This is a genomic window from Saccharopolyspora karakumensis (assembly GCF_004349225.1).
Taxonomy (GTDB): domain Bacteria; phylum Actinomycetota; class Actinomycetes; order Mycobacteriales; family Pseudonocardiaceae; genus Saccharopolyspora; species Saccharopolyspora endophytica.
Map to the genome: position 1 here is coordinate 128,447 of NZ_SMLA01000002.1, position 15,142 is coordinate 143,588.

At 67.2% G+C, this 15,142-nt stretch carries 14 protein-coding genes and 3 tRNA genes; 10 read left to right on the forward strand and 7 right to left on the reverse strand.

Translation table 11 applies throughout. The features are described from left to right. Position 1: 1 nt before the first annotated feature. Together E1202_RS01875 and E1202_RS01880 are read left to right on the forward strand one after the other, a co-directional pair. Entirely contained in the window at positions 2-2,011 is a 2,010-nt protein-coding gene (locus E1202_RS01875; RefSeq protein WP_165943710.1) for an ATP-binding protein, read from the forward strand. Next, positions 2,004-3,161, forward strand: coding sequence for an acyl-CoA dehydrogenase family protein (locus tag E1202_RS01880; protein WP_132680510.1), 1,158 nt, complete (start codon positions 2,004-2,006; stop codon positions 3,159-3,161). The genes E1202_RS01875 and E1202_RS01880 overlap by 8 nt, the downstream gene beginning before the upstream one ends. 66 nt (positions 3,162-3,227) lie before the next feature. On the opposite strand, the gene E1202_RS01885 is transcribed toward E1202_RS01880, so the two are convergent. Further along, a complete protein-coding gene (locus tag E1202_RS01885; RefSeq protein ID WP_132680511.1) occupies positions 3,228-3,686 on the reverse strand; it encodes a hypothetical protein in 459 nt (152 codons plus the stop codon). A gap of 529 nt (positions 3,687-4,215) precedes the next feature. Between E1202_RS01885 and E1202_RS01895 the strand changes: the two genes are divergently transcribed. From E1202_RS01895 to E1202_RS32890, 6 genes are all read left to right on the forward strand, one after another. Next, positions 4,216-4,455, forward strand: a complete 240-nt coding sequence (locus tag E1202_RS01895) for a hypothetical protein (protein WP_132680513.1) — start codon at positions 4,216-4,218, stop codon at positions 4,453-4,455. A 229-nt stretch (positions 4,456-4,684) separates the two neighbouring features. After that, positions 4,685-5,275 carry a ScbR family autoregulator-binding transcription factor gene (locus E1202_RS01900; RefSeq protein ID WP_132680514.1) on the forward strand — a complete coding sequence of 197 codons (591 nt, stop codon included), beginning with the start codon at positions 4,685-4,687 and terminating at the stop codon, positions 5,273-5,275. A 312-nt stretch (positions 5,276-5,587) separates the two neighbouring features. Then, positions 5,588-5,660: transfer RNA gene (locus tag E1202_RS01905), tRNA-Glu, on the forward strand. Positions 5,661-5,683: 23 nt separating this feature from the next. Next, positions 5,684-5,760 (forward strand) — tRNA-Asp (locus tag E1202_RS01910). 29 nt (positions 5,761-5,789) lie between these two features. Then, positions 5,790-5,863, forward strand: a tRNA-Phe gene (locus E1202_RS01915). A gap of 162 nt (positions 5,864-6,025) precedes the next feature. Continuing rightward, entirely contained in the window at positions 6,026-6,946 is a 921-nt protein-coding gene (locus E1202_RS32890; protein WP_408006068.1) for an SAVMC3_10250 family protein, read from the forward strand. Here the strand turns inward: E1202_RS32890 and E1202_RS01925 are convergent. From E1202_RS01925 to E1202_RS01935, 3 genes are all read right to left on the reverse strand, one after another. Further along, entirely contained in the window at positions 6,943-7,137 is a 195-nt protein-coding gene (locus E1202_RS01925; RefSeq protein WP_132680516.1) for a hypothetical protein, read from the reverse strand. The two genes, E1202_RS32890 and E1202_RS01925, sit on opposite strands and share 4 nt — an antisense overlap. Further along, positions 7,134-7,364 carry a hypothetical protein gene (locus E1202_RS01930; RefSeq protein WP_132680517.1) on the reverse strand — a complete coding sequence of 77 codons (231 nt, stop codon included), beginning with the start codon at positions 7,362-7,364 and terminating at the stop codon, positions 7,134-7,136. Before E1202_RS01930 ends, E1202_RS01925 begins: the two co-directional genes overlap by 4 nt. Positions 7,365-7,454: 90 nt before the next feature. Then, positions 7,455-8,663 (reverse strand): helix-turn-helix domain-containing protein, encoded by a 1,209-nt coding sequence (locus E1202_RS01935; protein ID WP_132680518.1) that lies wholly within the window; start codon positions 8,661-8,663, stop codon positions 7,455-7,457. A gap of 1,136 nt (positions 8,664-9,799) precedes the next feature. Between E1202_RS01935 and E1202_RS01940 the strand changes: the two genes are divergently transcribed. Continuing rightward, the gene (locus E1202_RS01940) at positions 9,800-10,216 is read left to right on the forward strand and encodes an SSI family serine proteinase inhibitor (RefSeq protein WP_207918421.1); all 417 of its coding nucleotides are present in this window, start codon (positions 9,800-9,802) and stop codon (positions 10,214-10,216) included. A 965-nt stretch (positions 10,217-11,181) separates the two neighbouring features. On the opposite strand, the gene E1202_RS01945 is transcribed toward E1202_RS01940, so the two are convergent. The 3 genes from E1202_RS01945 to E1202_RS01955 all read right to left on the reverse strand — a co-directional run bounded on the left by E1202_RS01945 (position 11,182) and on the right by E1202_RS01955 (position 14,045). Beyond that, entirely contained in the window at positions 11,182-11,589 is a 408-nt protein-coding gene (locus E1202_RS01945; RefSeq protein WP_132680519.1) for a hypothetical protein, read from the reverse strand. Positions 11,590-12,270: 681 nt separating this feature from the next. Next, positions 12,271-13,173, reverse strand: a complete 903-nt coding sequence (locus tag E1202_RS01950) for a serine hydrolase (protein WP_132680520.1) — start codon at positions 13,171-13,173, stop codon at positions 12,271-12,273. Next, on the reverse strand, positions 13,170-14,045 hold the full coding sequence (locus E1202_RS01955) for a LysR family transcriptional regulator (RefSeq protein ID WP_132680521.1): 876 nt from the start codon (positions 14,043-14,045) through the stop codon (positions 13,170-13,172). The genes E1202_RS01950 and E1202_RS01955 overlap by 4 nt, the downstream gene beginning before the upstream one ends. A 109-nt stretch (positions 14,046-14,154) precedes the next feature. Between E1202_RS01955 and bla the strand changes: the two genes are divergently transcribed. After that, positions 14,155-15,036, forward strand: coding sequence for a class A beta-lactamase (gene bla, locus E1202_RS01960; RefSeq protein WP_132680522.1), 882 nt, complete (start codon positions 14,155-14,157; stop codon positions 15,034-15,036). Positions 15,037-15,142 lie beyond the last annotated feature (106 nt).

Genomic DNA, 15,142 nt, shown 5'->3' on the forward strand with positions numbered 1-15,142 from the left:
CATGTTCGACACCGTGCTGGTCGCCAACCGCGGGGAGATCGCGGTTCGGGTCGTCCGCACCCTGCGTGAACTGGGCATCCGCTCGGTCGCGGTGTTCAGCGACGCCGACCGCGATGCTCGCCACGTGGCCGAAGCCGACACGTCGGTCCACATCGGACCTGCGCTGGCGACCGAGAGCTACCTCAACGGCAAGCGGATCCTCGACGCTGCTCGGGAAACCGGCGCGCAGGCGATCCACCCCGGTTACGGGTTCCTGGCCGAGAACGCCGACTTCGCCCGCGCCTGCGAGCAGGCGGGCGTGGTGTTCATCGGCCCGCCCGCGAGCGCGATCGAGTCGATGGGCGACAAGATCCGCGCCAAGCAGACCGTCTCGGCGGCGGGGGTTCCGGTGGTGCCGGGACGCAGCGACGCCGGCATGACCGACGCCGACCTGCACCGCGCCGCGCTGGACGTCGGGTTCCCGGTGCTGCTCAAGCCCTCCGCGGGCGGCGGCGGCAAGGGAATGCGGCTGGTGCACGCCGAAGCCGAGCTGGACGACCAGATCGCCTCCGCGCGCCGCGAGGCGGGTTCGTCCTTCGGCGACGACACCCTGTTCGTCGAGCGGTTCGTCTCGCGGCCCCGGCACATCGAGGTCCAGGTCCTCGCCGACTCGCACGGCAACGTGGTGCACCTCGGCGAGCGGGAGTGCAGCCTGCAGCGGCGGCACCAGAAGATCATCGAGGAGGCGCCGTCGCCGCTGCTCGACGCCCAGACGCGTGCCCGGATCGGGGCCTCGGCCGCCGACGCCGCGCGCGCGGTCGGCTACACCGGTGCCGGCACGGTGGAGTTCATCGTCTCCGCCGACCGCCCGGACGAGTTCTTCTTCATGGAGATGAACACCCGGCTCCAGGTCGAGCACCCGGTGACCGAGCTGGTCACGGCGGTGCGCGGCGAGCGCGGTGTGGATCTCGTCGAGCAGCAGGTCCGGGTCGCCTCGGGCCAGCCGCTGACCTGGGAGCAGCAGGACCTGACGCTCGACGGTCACGCCGTCGAGGCCCGCGTCTACGCCGAGGACCCGGCCCGCGGCTTCCTGCCCACCGGCGGCGAGCTCCTCGCCGTACACGAACCCACCGGTCCGGGAATCCGCGTCGACTCCGGCATCCGCCCGGGCGGCAGCGTCGGCTCCGACTACGACCCGATGCTGGCCAAGGTCATCGCCTGGGCGCCCGACCGGGCCGACGCGCTGCGTCGCCTCGACAAGGCCCTCGTCGACACCACGATCCTCGGCCTGAACAGCAACATCGCCTTCCTGCGCGCCTTGCTGCAGCACGCCGACGTCCTCGCGGGGAACCTCGACACGGGCCTGGTCGAACGCGACCTGGAGTCGCTGACCGAGAGCGCGGTACCCGAGCACGCCTACATCGCCGCAGCGCTGGAACGCCTCATCGCGGCCCAGCCGAGCAGCGGATCCGATCCCTGGAACGCGTCCAACGGTTGGCGCCTCGGTCGCCCGGCGTGGAGCACCTGGCGCTTCAGCGGAGACCTCGAGGTCCACCTCCGGGGCGCCCCGGAGCACGTGGAGGTCGCGGTCGAGACCGGGGACACGACGGCGTCGACCGAAGCCTCCGGCCACCTCCACGGCGACGTCCTCACCGTCACCTACCGGGGGCGGACCCGCCGGTACCGGTGCGCGCACGTCGACGGCACCACCTGGCTGTCCGCGGACGGGCACACCTGGGCGCTCACCGAGCACCGGCTGCTGGCCGAACGCGGCGACGCCGCCGGCCGCTCCGACGGCGTCGTCACCGCCCCGATGCCGGGGACGGTGCTGGTCACCGACGTCACCCAGGGCCAGCAGGTGCGCAGCGGACAACGACTGTTCGTCGTCGAGGCGATGAAGATGGAGCACACCGTCACCGCCCCGATCGACGGAACCGTCACCGAGGTTCACGCGAGGAAGGGGCAGTCGGTCGGGTTCGATCAGCCGCTGGCCGTTCTCACCGCCGAAGGGGAGGGAAGACGCGATGGTTGACCACCGGCTCAGCGAGGAGCACGAAGCGCTGCGCGAGAGCGTGCAGGAGTTCGCGCGCAAGGAAGTAGCCCCGGTCATCGCCGACTACTACGAGCGGGAGGAGTTCGCCTACCCGCTGGTGCGCAAGATGGGCGAGATGGGCCTGTTCGGCCTGCCGGTCCCGGAGGAGCACGAGGGCATGGGCGGCGACTACTTCGCCCTGTGCCTGGCGTTGGAGGAGCTCGGGCGCATCGACCAGTCGGTGGCCATCACCCTCGAAGCCGGGGTGTCGCTGGGCATCATGCCGCTGCTGCGCTTCGGCACCGACGAGCAGAAGCGGACCTGGCTGCCCAAGCTCGCCCGGGGCGAGGTGCTGGGGGCGTTCGGCCTCACCGAGCCCGACGGCGGCTCCGACGCGGGTGCCACCCGCACGACGGCGGTGCTCGACGGCGACGAGTGGGTGATCAACGGTTCGAAGGCGTTCATCACCAACTCCGGCACCGACATGACCGGGTTCGTCACGGTCACCGCGGTCACCGGTGAGCGCCCGGACGGCCGCAAGGAGATCTCGGCGATCCTGGTGCCCTCGGGCACGACGGGCTTCACGGTCGCCAAGAAGTACTCGAAGGTCGGCTGGAACGCCTCCGACACCCACGCCCTGTCCTTCGACGACTGCCGGGTCCCGGCGGCCAACCTCGTCGGCGAACGCGGCCGGGGTTACGCCCAGTTCCTGGCCACGCTCACCGAGGGCCGGGTGGCGATCGCCGCGCTCGGCGTCGGCACGGCCCAGGGCTGCGTCGACGAGTGCCTGCGCTACCTGGGAGAACGCGAAGCGTTCGGGCACAAGATCGGCGAGTACCAGGCGATGCAGTTCAAGGTCGCCCAGATGGAGCTTCGGGCCCACACGGCCCGGCTGGCCTACTACGACGCGGCCTCGCGGATGCTCCGCGGTGAGCCGTACAAGAAGGAGGCCGCGATCGCCAAGCTGGCCTCGTCGAACGCGGCGATGGACAACGCCCGCGACGCCACGCAGATCTTCGGCGGCTACGGCTTCATGAACGAGACACCAGTGGGTCGCTTCTACCGCGACTCCAAGATCCTGGAGATCGGTGAGGGCACCAGCGAGGTGCAGCTCATGCTCATCGCCAGGGAGCTCGGCCTACCGGCCTGAGCAAAAAGCGAGAGGTCGTGGTCGCGAGCGGGGGGCTTCGCGGCCACGACCTCTTCTTTCGCCGTCTCACATGGGTCGATAGCGGTCGACCGGGACGGTCATCTCCTCGGTCTGCTCGACGTCGGGGATTCCGCCGGCGAGTCGTGCTTGCATCGGGTCGGGGGTGTTGTCGGGGTGGGGGCCGTCCTGACCGGGCCACGCGGGAGCCTGAGCCGTCGGCTGCTGCGCCTGCGGCTGGGCCGCGTGCTCCGCTTCGGCGATCTCGAGGTGCTGCATCACCCAGTCCCGCGCGAGCGAGGCCGGGGATGTTCCCTGCTTGAAGGCGAGCTCGCGGAGACGCTCGTTGGCCAGCAGCGGCAGCCGCAGCTGGTACACCTGAGCGGCACCGAAGCGACGCCCTGAACCGGTGGTTTCGGGGTTTTCCTCCGGGTCAAGCGCAGCCAGGTACGACTCGAATTCGGGGTCCGGTTCGGCTTCTTCGGCGGGCTTGCGCTGCCGATTCGCCTTCGTTCGTCCTAGAGCCACGCGGACACGATAACGGTTGTATTGCGGCCTGCCTATCGTGGCGACCTTGGAGTTCGGCTCGCGGTTCTCCGGCGCGGGACCGCCACCAGCGAGTGTTCCGATCGGGTGAGTTGTGGCGAAAACCCGCTCTGACGTGGAAGGCCCCCGCGCCAGGGGGAGGAGCACGGGGGCCGGAGGGGATCTCCACAGGTGCTGACCGGGGGTGTGTCAGCGCCGCCGATTGTGGCACGCGCCTCCCTCTCGCGGGGAGCGTTGCGGCCACGATTCGTGCATCCGGCACCGTCCGCCTGCCCCGGTCGGCGGTCTCGCCCGCCCGTTGCGGACCGTGAGATCGCAATGATCTGGAATGCGAGCGCCGTCCGGTTCGTTGTCCGGGATGGACGCACGATGTGACGCAGGCAATATCCGAAGTGGATCGAGCCACGCACGCGATTACTCTCAGTTGAAGGCGAATCACTCTCTGGGGGGCTGCGGCTGTTGACAACCTGTGGATAACCTGCGGCCGGAACCCGAGGGCCTGGGAGGCGTCATGTACGGGTCGCTGGACGTACGAAAGTTCTTGTGGCAGCAGGAAGACGGGCAGTCGCGGCAGCAGTCCGCCGTGCCCGGGCAGCGCGTCGGCGAGCCCTCGCGCATCTCGGAGGAGCAAGTGCACCGAGCCAGGATCGCGGTCGCTCGCAGCGCCGAGAGCGCGGAGGACTGCCGTCTGCTGCTGGACATGCTAGGCCTCGTCCCGGACGAGGACGGGCAACCACCGGTGGCGCGCTGACCTGGACCGCGTCGTGGGCTGGGCCGCGTGCCGGCCGGACCTGAGGCGCGCGGAGCTCGCTGCCGAACTCACCGTCGGCAGGCGTTCTACGAACGTGTGACAACCAGTGTTCCGCTGGGCGAAAGTCGGGCATCCGGGGTAACTTCCGGTGGCATATTGATCAACCGTTCGGGCGTGGCGTCGCCCGCATGGGCGGTCAGGCATGGCCACCGGGGGTCGGAGTCGATCAATGGCACAGCAGCACCGGGCGCAGCTCACTCGTCACTCGATCATGGTCGCCGCGGCGGAGGAGATCGACGAGGTCGGTTACGAGGCCGCCAGGCTCAGCGCGATCCTGCGCCGCTGTGGAACCACCAAGGGTGCGTTCTACTTCCACTTCAGCGGCAAGCAGGAGGTGGCCCACGCGCTCGTCGAGCGCTACCGCGAGCACCTCGTCGAGTTGAGCGGGCGCTGGTACGAGCGCGGGCAGGACCCCCTGGCGACGATGGTCGGCCTCACCTGCGACACGGCTCGCCGCCTGGAGGAGGACGTGCTGCTGCGCGCGGGCCTGTCCCTGGCGTGCGGCCACGTGGGCACCGACACGGACGGCTGGGAGTTCCTGTTCGACGACCTGATCCGCCGCGCCGCCGACCACGGCCTGCTGCGTCCGGGCGTGGACCCGGCCGCGACGGCCCGCCTCTGCTACGCGGTGGTCGTCGGCACGAACCTGCTCGTGGCGGGCGACCCGAGACGCCTCGCGGCACGCCTGGAGGAGTCGTGGCGCGTCCTGCTCCCGGGCCTGGCGGTCGACGGCGTCCGGCTCGCCGCCGCAGTCGGATGATCATGAGTCGTGGATCACAGAACTCCACCACGATCCGTTTTGACCGTTTCCGGGCCTGGTGGAGCCCCCCGGTCGCCTCCAAGCGGCTCGCGGGGGCCCTCTCCTGATGGTGGCGATTCGGCAGGTCAGGGGACTAGTATCGGCCTCGGGCGCGGAGCGCTGGGGCGGTCCGCGACGGTGCCGCGCGGCTAAAGGGACCCCCGGTTTGGGTGGCCGGAAGCGTGTGTCGTAAGCTTTCATCACTGCCAACGGGGCGCCCCGAAAGGGAAAGCCGGTTGGAGGCGAAGGCCGGACCGGTTTCGGATCGGTCAAGCCCCCATCGTCTAGCGGCCTAGGACGCCGCCCTTTCAAGGCGGTAGCGCGGGTTCGAATCCCGTTGGGGGTACGAACAACTGAAGATTGAAGCATGGCCCAGTGGCGCAGTTGGTTAGCGCGCCGCCCTGTCACGGCGGAGGTCGCGGGTTCGAGTCCCGTCTGGGTCGCCAAGGCGAACGGCAACACGCCGGACGCTATCGGCCAGGTAGCTCAGTTGGTACGAGCGTCCGCCTGAAAAGCGGAAGGTCGGCGGTTCGACCCCGCCCCTGGCCACCGCTCAGAGCTGCAAGAAAGCCCCTCCGGATCCCGGCGGGGCTTTTTTGGGTCTCAGTTTGGGGCTCAGTTGGTTGTTGGTGATGGTGGGCAACCCGTGTCCACGGCTGGTCCGTTCGGCGCTGGGCTGCGAAAAACGATCTTGGATCGGCGCGGCGGCCTATGCGGTTCAAGGCGGCACTTTCGGCTTCTCTGGGGCTGTTTAAGGGCTCGATCGAAGCCGAAGCCGATCCTGCTACCCCCACTATCGATCGAGCCCGACTGAAGCGGAAAATCGACGCAATCTGGGGCGAGCGTGACGTGGCTTGTTGGCCTGAGCTCCCCTCAGAACAGCGTGACTGGCTGCACTTCGAGGCACGGCTTGGCGTCACTACTGTCAGCCAGGCGGGCCAGGCGGTGGTGTTCTGTGATCCTGACGGTGACAGTCCGGTTGACGAGCAGGTTCGTCTGGTTCTGCACGGGTCGGCTCGGCACCTGCTCCGCTATGCGAACGTGCCCTACGCGTCGCCGAAGGATCTCGCGGCCCAAGGTGAAGTGACCACGGGCTTTGGTGCTGAGAGCTTCGCTTCGCTCTGGACTCTCTTTCAGCAGCTGATCGAACTGGAATTCCGCCACGAGCTCAGTTCGACGCCCCAGCGCGACAGCGATGCAGCGCACTTCGGAAAGGCCATCGGTCCCTCGGGGTTGGCTCATGTTCTGCCTACCCTGCGAGCCAAGATGGGTCTGCCCCATGCCTGGCAGTGGATGGGTGGATTGGCGGAGGTCACGGCTGTTGTGCAAACCAACGGCAACACCCGACGGTTGTGTTTGCCTCGCCGCTGCATGTCGAGCGGATCACGGCACCCCGCCTGTAGGTCTCCCGCGTACTTTCCGGGCTGTTTCGCAGCCATACGAAACCACGTGAGCGCTTCTCCGATCACCTGGGCAGACATGGACCAAGTGTGCGCTCACGCTACCTTTCATGGTCTCAATCGGTCATCGGCGAGTTGGGTTGTGCATCGGAGCCCAGCGATTACGGAGCGCGGTGCCAGGCTCTCGCGGATCTTTTGGGGAGGCGCGGCCTTGTCCTTGCTCGGTGGCTAGGGGATCTCGGATGCAAGTCGGTGGGTGATGCAGGTGCGGCAGGCGCGGGCGGAGATCGGGCGGTTGCTCTCGCCGGCGTTGAGGCCGCAGAGGGTCTGGCCGTGGTCGTCTTGGAGGCGTTCGTGCACGACGCCGAGGTGATCGGTCCACACGTGGGCGTAGCGCTGCTCGGTCTTCGTTGGGGCGCTCATGACTTGGCCCGCTTCCGGCACATGAGGTCGCAGGCATGGGTGCGGGCGTACTCGCGCAGGCTCACCGCGACGCAGTCGTCACAGGCACGGGTGGGTTGGGTGCCGTAGTTGCCGACGGGTTGGCCGCAGAAGGTGTTTCCGGTGCCGGCGTTGCGGATGTGGACGCAGCCGTCAGGGCTGGTCCACAGGCCCGCGTCGAGCGGTGGCGTTGGTCGTGCCGCATCCATGCACCCGACGCTGCCGGAACGCAACCGCCCGTGATCGGAAATGCGGGGTTATGCGCATCAACGGCGGGCTGATGCGCATAACCAGGCAGGTTAGGGGCTGGTCATGGTCCGGTAGGAGTCCTGGAGTTCGCCTGCGGTTGGGAGCTTTCCTGCGGTGACGTGGTTGACGACTTCACGGGCACGCCACCAGTTGGACGGGGCGACCTGCCCGGATTCGATGGCTGTCTGGGCTGCGTCGGCCGCTTCGTCGAGGCGGCCGTTGCGTGCGGCGCACAGGGCCAGGTCGAGGTGGGCGGTGGCGTAGCGGCGGGGCCAGGGATGCACGTCGTTGGTGGGCCGGAAGCGGGCGATGACCTGGCGGGCGTGTTGTTCGCCTTCGGGATCGCCGAGCCAGGCCAGGGTGGTGGCGGTGTAGGCCGCGGCTTTGCCGGGGTCGTAGCGGTAGTGGTGTTCGGCCGGCACCGGCTTCGGCAGGTGCGCCGAGAGCGAGTGGACGCGTTCAACGGTGCGGTAGGTGGCATCGGCGTCACCGAGCCGTGCCCGTGCGCGGCCTTCCTGGGCGGTCGCCTGGATCTCCGCCGAGCTCCCGGACGGGGCGATCGACTGCGCGTGTCGGGAGAGCTCGGCGGCGCGTCGGTAGTCGCCGCCGGTCAGCGTGCGCCAGGCCTCGGTTTCGTAGCACCAGGCGCGGATCTCGTCCTGCTCGGCGTGGGTGGCCAGCCCTGCGGCGGTGCGCAGCCGGGCGGTGGCCGGCGCGTGCTGGTTCAGATCGATGTGCACCGTGGCGGCCAGCAGGGAGAACCAGCCGCCGAGCACTAGGAGGTGGCGGTGGGCGGCGAGGGTTTTGCGGGGTGCGTCGATGAGCTGGGAGATGTAGCCCAGGTGCTCCCGCAGACGGGGCAGGAGATCGTGCGGGCTGGACGCGGGGTAGGCGGTGGCCAGGTCGTCGAAGGCCATTTCGAGCTGGGCCAGCGTCTCGGTGCTGATGTCGGAGGCCGCGACCCTGCGGGCCAGCTCCATCGCATCGGTCTCATCACCCGGATGCACCGCACCGGCGGCCGGGATGCCCCTGGTCGCGGGTTGCGGGGTGGTGGCGCTGGTTAGGGAGCGGAGCTCGCCGCCAGCGCACAGGAGCGCGTCTAAGGCGTCCACGGTCGCAGGCTCGGGGCGTTGCCGGTCGTTCTCGTACCGGGAGAGATTGCCCTGGTCGAGGTGAAGTTCCTGGGCAAGTTGGGCTTGAGACAGGCCGGCCGCACGACGATGCCGCCGCAAGGCCTGCCCGAAAGACTCCTCGGACATGGTCCTCTACCTTCCCGCCGGAAACCCCACCGGCGCCCCAGAGCGTCCCCTGGGGGCTAACACCTCCGGCGGGAGGCAATAGCCAGCATGCCAGCAAGGACGTGCCCTGATCGAGGACAACGCCAAACGGGTCAAAGTGTCCGCTCGGCCGCATCGCCGCGACCGCCCTCGACATGCCCGCCTCCGCGAACCCTCGCGCGACAGCGCACACCTAGAGTCGCCCACCTGGACGGGCGCGAGGACCGAGGTTTGTCCGCCTGACGAGCTCGAGACCTCGGAAGCGTCAGTGCCGCTCATTACGATGCCTGCCGTGCTGACAGCCCCGAAGGGTCGGGGGATCTTGATCGTCCGGGAGCCCGACCTGTACCGCGGCGGGTTCGGGCTCCCGGGCAGATCGTCGGGCCGCGCGCTGACTGATCTCTCCGCCGGGGTAGGCCCAATCAAGTTGCGTCACCGACGACGGGAGCGCCAGCGCCCATAGACCGAGGCGCTGACGCCGCTTGGCGTGGAGCCTCACGAAGGTATCGCGCGCCGCCCGGAGGGGGAGTTCAGGGCGCTGCGACCCGGGCCCTGGTGAGCGTCGGCCGGGGAAACCAGCGGTCACCAGTCGCGGGAAGGTTAACTCCCCGCGTCCGGGATTCGTTGGAGTCGAGTTCATTCGTTTCTCGACGTATGCGTTATTGAAACATGAACTAACGCGAAAATTGTTCACCTGCTCCAGGCGAAAGCGATTCTTTTCGTGAGGGTCCGGGGTTTTCGGTGCAGTCAGGGCCGCGCCCACTGCGGAAGGCCATGACAAGTGACGAGGGCATCCCGCGCTCCACGTCCGGTGGCGCTCCCTAACTGTGACGACTCAACAGGGATCATTCCGGGTCCATCACCCGTATGGTCTAACGAAACTGTGCAGGCTGTAACGAGATAGCGTTGCGCGCGTCGAAAAGAACGTCCCCGCCCCGCATTGGCGGTGGGCGTGTAATCGCGCGATATCTCTGCGTCACCACTGGCGCAAACTCAGAGGTCGCGCAATGAGCAACCCGGCACGAAAACTGCTTGTGCAACGCTTCGGCAACGGTTGATCGACATCTGAACCCCTTGTCCTTAGAGTTGTGGCTCTTCCCTTTCCTGGAGGAAGACGAATGTTTGCTAAATCGATGCGCCGCGCTTTGATTGTTGGCGCTGCGCTGATCGGTGCGATGCTGGCGCCTGCCGCGGTCGCCACGGAGACGTCGGCCGCACCGAAGAACAGTGTCGCGAGTACGGTTAGGCTCTCTGTTTCCAGCGACGGTTCGGGCTTGAGCCGCATGGTCGTGTTGCGCTGCCACCCGACGGGCGGCAACCACAAGCACACGGTGGAAGCCTGTGCTCAGCTCGACCAAGTCGGTGGATCTTTCACAGCTTTGCAGGCAGAAGAGCCCCGTGCGTGCACGCTGGAGTACGCCCCCGTCATGGTCAGCGCTACAGGCACCTGGCGTGGATCCGAAGTTCGGTTCGAAGAAACGTATTCCAACATCTGTGCCTTGCGCGTGGAAACAGGTGTGGTGTTCGACTTCTGACAGACCACCACCTGAATTCTGCTGGAACTCTCGCTGACCTTGGGGCCAGCGCTGATCACCGCCGCGCTGGCCCCCAAGGCCCAATTCAACTGTGGAGAAAGCCCGAGATGAGCTACTACGAGATGACGCGCCTTGTTACGCCCTTGGGTCAGATCACGACGGCGGCCCCTGCCGTACCTCAGTGGCCTACCGAGGATCCCGACGCCCCCGCCCGTCGCTTCGCGGATCCAGACACAATCAGGCTGCGCATTCCTCGCCAACACGTTCCGCGATCGCTCCGATTTCAAGGTGCCCTGCCTGCCGCGAAACCCGCCAAGGCACAACGTGGCGAAGAAACCAGGTACCTCCCGCAAGCCGTGGCACGGACCCGCGTTCTGCCGATCCGAAGATCATGATTACAGCGCGAAAAGCATCGCTTCAAGGAAGGTTGAGACCGTGATAGCTAACGAGGCTGCTTGCCTGTTTGAGCTGCGCGCTCTTCTGAAGCTCGCCGGACACGAGGACAGCGCCGCGCTCTCCGCATTCCATGCACTTGTGGACAAACGCGGCTGCACCGCTGTCCGCAGGGCGCTCACAAAGCTCGAAAGAGAGCATGCGACGCCAAGGTCTCACGAAGTCTCACGCTCGTAGTCAAGGGACAGGCCGCTTGCTCCTGAGAAGATCACGTCTTTCCAGTGATCCGCCGAGGGCCATCCGGCTACATGAGTAAACGCTGCGAGGAGGTCTCCCAAGGCGGCTCGGCCTTCCGGTACGGCAAGCCGAGCAGGATCCCGCCATCAACGGCGAAGTAACCGCCCCCGTCTCCGATCGGCGAACCGATCGGAGGCGGGGGCGATATCTTGGGGCTGCGTGAAATGGTTGACGACTGCGGCAGCGGCGGGCCCTTACCGCAAATCCTAAGCAGTCATCCAATCATCTTCCAGCACTTGCGCAATTGCAGCTACCGACCGAATTGCGCGCACGCCCTAGGCGAAGAAGAAACCAGCCTCTGTCGCGGCACTGCTTTCCGCAACCGCCTCACCGCTGCCTGCGAACGTGGCGTCACCGAACCCGCCATCGAGGGAGCTGGTGTAATCCACGCTGGATGCGGCACTGGTGGCGACATCGCCCTCAACGCTGCCGCCCCAGTACGTGTCGACCATGTCGAAATCCGCGCTGCCGTAGCTAGCAGCGGTGGCGTCGAACTCAGCGTCCGCGCCGCCTTCAGCCTCGAAAGTGCTCGCGGCCGCGCCGATCAGCTGAGCCTGCGAGCTCTGGTCAGCTTCGACCTCGGCCGTGGTGTAGGAACGAGCCATGGCTTCGGCATGAAAGTCAGCGTCCCCGCTGAATGCGGCCTGAGCGCTGGCATCGGAATCGAAGCTTACGGTGTGCATTGTTGAGGTTCTCCCACATGAGAAAACTAGTAGCCATCGGCGTTACCGCCGCTGGATCTCGAATCAGAATGATCGTGACGAAACAGAATCGTACAAGATTCTCAATCCCAGCGAACGTGTTCCTGGTCACTGTAACGCCTGGCTTATAGCTGCGATGTATATTTTCATCGCCTAAGCGAAGTTGGTGCAAGCGGAGCCATTTTCGACGCCTGGTCGTGGGTGCACGCAGGCTCACTTCAAAAGTGGAATGCAGCCCTTCAGTTCACCACAGTAGCAGGTCAAGAATTTTGCTGAGCAACAAAATCGACGTGTAAAGGTGGCTGAGATGTTTCTACGTTGGGGTATTGTCTGCCTAGCGCGAATCTGCTTCGTGATCCGCACCGTGCCATTGGCCGTGAGCGCCGAGGTGGTTAGATGCGCGAGGCTTGCGGATCTGTGGACTGCCAGGGTGATGGTCTCAGTTTTGGTCTCATTCGTTGTCGTTCAAGGGCGGTCGGCCCTGTTCGCTCTAGCCTCCTGGCCAGGCCATACAGCTCAGGTCGCCGGTGTCGAACAGGCAATCGTAGAACCGAAAAGCGGAAGGTCGGCGGTTCGACCCCGCCCCTGGCCACCGCTCAGAGCTGCGAAAAAGCCCCTCCCCGCTCGGGAGGGGCTTTTTCGCAGCTCAGTTTCGGTCCCAATTCAGCCGTGGCGCAGGTGGTCGCGCAGAACTCGTGCCACGCGGGCCATCAGCACTTCGGCCTCTGGCTGGTGCACCGCGGAGATCCTGGACTCGGTGAGGGCGGCGATGGCGAACGCCTGGCCGTCGGCGTGCTCGACGACGCCGGCTTCGTGCCGCAGGTTCAACAGGGTGCCGGTCTTGGAGAACCAGGTGGTGGCGTCCGAGGTGAAGTCGGGGGCCAAGCGCTGCCGCAGCAGGTTGGTGCCCATCAGCTCGCGGATGCGCGACTGCACGACCGCATCGATCTTGGACGTGGTCCACAGTGCCTGGAGCAGGTCCACGAAAGCCCGTGCCGAACCGGTGTTCGCGCGCGCCACGTCCAGTTGCTGAATGCGGTGACCGCGTCCGCTCGTGCCGGAGCTGATGGCCAGCGAGTGCGCCAGGTGCCCTTCCTCGGCCGGGAGCCGCTCCGCAGGGGTGTCCGAGAGCGCGCCCAGCAGGTGACGTGCGGTGATTCCGTGCAGCTCCCATGCCCGCAGCAACCGATTCACCTCGGCAGGCGGCGTGAGTCCGAACAGCGCGTCCGCAGCCACCCCGTCGCTGATCGACATGCTGAGGTACAGCAGATCGTCCACGGCAATGCGAGCTGGGTACCGGAACCGGGTCAGCCCGGTGGGTCCAGGCGTGCTGATCCTCCCCGGCTGCACTGTCAACTGCGCTGAGCCGTCCAGTTCCCCGAGACGGATACGTTCCGCGGTTGCGGCTGCCAGCGGAACCTTGATCAACGAGGCGACCGGGAACAGCACGTCCGGGTCGATACCTATCTCCCGGCCTGTGTGCAGATCGCGAACGAGGAACGAACCGCGCAGCCCGCCCTCATCCAGCTCCTCGACCAGGTCGGCTGCGAGCCGGGCCGTGTTCATCGAGCCCCACCTCCCAGGCATCGAGCGACCGGGTTCCACAGTTTCACACGGAAGCGCTCGGCTTCGTCCCCGGTGTCAGCGGTGATCTCGTACCCGCGATCGAGGGAGATCCCCACGAGACGATGCCAGTGCAGGCCGAACTCCTCGGCCTGCGCCGCCGAACACAGCAGCAGGTCGGCGGAGCCGAAGCAGGTCGCGGCCGCTGACGTCAGCGACTCGGCCACGCTGACCTGAGCGGGCTGCAGTCCGAGACGATCGCGCAGGTGCATCAGCGGATCCCGGATGTGCGGCACGTCGTCCTCCGGCTGAATCCACACCCGCCGCTTCGGTGCCTTGGCGGCACGGCCGATGCGCAGCGCCTCCAGGTGCACTGCCGCGTTGCGCAGCGACACCGCGCTGGCCACGCCCAGGGGCACTGTCCAGGTTGCTTCGTCGGAGGGCGCCGCAGTGAGGGCCACGCGGACCTCGCCGCCGCGGACGAGTTCGAAGCGTTGCGCGGGTCGGGCGGGGCGGAACTGCAGGAACAGTTCGTGCGCCCGCGCCTCGGAATCGAGCTCGGCGAGATCACGGCGCCTGCACGTGGTGGGTACCGCGACCGCGATCGGCCGCAGCCGGGCGCGGTCCGCGTCCCGCTCCATCGCATCGGCCAGGTTCACCAGTCGTTGCGCCCAAGGCAGCATGCTCCGCCCGAACGGCGTGAGCTGGGCGCGATGAGTGGAGCGGTCGAAGAGTCGCTCGCCGAGGTGTTTTTCCAGCGCGGCGATCCGTCGGCTGGCCACGGGCTGCGGGATGCCGATGGCGGCGGCGCCCCCGGTGAACCCGCCGAACTCGCTCACGCTCACGAACGCGCGACAGCCGCCGACCAGGTCCATGAGCTCATCTTATACGGAATCAGCATGGAAGCGTCGATTCCTGTCTTAGACAGCATGGCCCGGCGGCGGCGAAGCTGCGGTCGACCGTTCAACGAGAGGTGAAGTGCCGATGCGGTACGTAGTGCGGGTCTGTTCCGCTCTGCTGATGTTGTTCGTGCTGGCCGGTTGTGGACAGGCGGCTCCGGTTCAGGCTCCGACGCAGCTGGCCGCTGACAAGAGCCCGAACTTCGCCGGCCTGGAGCACCGATTCCACGCCCGGCTCGGGGTGTACGCGGTGGACACCGGGACCGGAGAGACGATCGCTCAGCGCGCGGACGAGCGTTGGGCCTACGCCTCGACGCACAAGGTGTTCTCCGCCTACGCCGTGCTGCGCCGCAACACGGTCGAAGGGCTGCAACGACGGATCCACTACACCCGAGAGGACCTCCAGCCGTACTCGCCGGTGACCGAACAGCACGTCGACACCGGCATGACACTGCGGGAAGTGGTGGTCGCCGCCGTCCGGGACAGCGACAACACCGCTGGCAATCTCCTGTTCCGCGAACTCGGCGGCCCTGCCGGGTTGCAGCAGGAGCTGCGGGATCTCGGTGACACCACGACCCACGTGGACCGGATCGAGACCGAGCTCGGTGAAACCGCTCCGGGGGACATCCGCGACACGACGACACCGCGTGCGTTCGCCGCGGACCTGCGCAAAGTCGCGCTGGGGGATGCCCTCCCGGCCGACAAGCGGGAGATCCTGCTCAGCGCTATGCGGAACTCGCCGATCACGACGAAGCTCGTTCAGGCGGGCGTGCCGGCCGATTGGCAGGTCGAGGACAAGTCCGGTTCCGCCGACTTCGGCACGCGCAACGACATCGCCGTGGTCCGTCCGCCGGGCCGTGCGCCGATCGTGATTGCGGTGATGAGCGACCGCGCGGACCGGGACGCCAGCTATGACGACGCCCTGGTCGCCGAGGCCACTCGGCTCGCGGTGGGGGCGCTGAACTAGCGGAACGACCACCAGCCGGAGGGCGGTGCGGCTTTCCGGCTGGTGGTCCCGCCTGGCTCAGCGCCAGGTGAGGAAGCGGTAGCGGAGACCCGTTCGGCCAACCTTG

Excerpts from the sequence above, each read along its gene's own strand:
- E1202_RS01875 (WP_165943710.1), top strand. The coding sequence starts at position 2 with ATGTTCGACACCGTGCTGGTCGCCAACCGCGGGGAGATCGCGGTTCGG.
- E1202_RS01880 (WP_132680510.1), top strand. The coding sequence starts at position 2,004 with ATGGTTGACCACCGGCTCAGCGAGGAGCACGAAGCGCTGCGCGAGAGC.
- E1202_RS01895 (WP_132680513.1), top strand. The coding sequence starts at position 4,216 with ATGTACGGGTCGCTGGACGTACGAAAGTTCTTGTGGCAGCAGGAAGAC.
- E1202_RS01900 (WP_132680514.1), top strand. The coding sequence starts at position 4,685 with ATGGCACAGCAGCACCGGGCGCAGCTCACTCGTCACTCGATCATGGTC.
- E1202_RS32890 (WP_408006068.1), top strand. The coding sequence starts at position 6,026 with ATGCGGTTCAAGGCGGCACTTTCGGCTTCTCTGGGGCTGTTTAAGGGC.
- E1202_RS01925 (WP_132680516.1), bottom strand. The coding sequence starts at position 7,137 with ATGAGCGCCCCAACGAAGACCGAGCAGCGCTACGCCCACGTGTGGACC.
- E1202_RS01930 (WP_132680517.1), bottom strand. The coding sequence starts at position 7,364 with ATGGATGCGGCACGACCAACGCCACCGCTCGACGCGGGCCTGTGGACC.
- E1202_RS01935 (WP_132680518.1), bottom strand. The coding sequence starts at position 8,663 with ATGTCCGAGGAGTCTTTCGGGCAGGCCTTGCGGCGGCATCGTCGTGCG.
- E1202_RS01940 (WP_207918421.1), top strand. The coding sequence starts at position 9,800 with ATGTTTGCTAAATCGATGCGCCGCGCTTTGATTGTTGGCGCTGCGCTG.
- E1202_RS01945 (WP_132680519.1), bottom strand. The coding sequence starts at position 11,589 with ATGCACACCGTAAGCTTCGATTCCGATGCCAGCGCTCAGGCCGCATTC.
- E1202_RS01950 (WP_132680520.1), bottom strand. The coding sequence starts at position 13,173 with ATGAACACGGCCCGGCTCGCAGCCGACCTGGTCGAGGAGCTGGATGAG.
- E1202_RS01955 (WP_132680521.1), bottom strand. The coding sequence starts at position 14,045 with ATGGACCTGGTCGGCGGCTGTCGCGCGTTCGTGAGCGTGAGCGAGTTC.
- bla (WP_132680522.1), top strand. The coding sequence starts at position 14,155 with ATGCGGTACGTAGTGCGGGTCTGTTCCGCTCTGCTGATGTTGTTCGTG.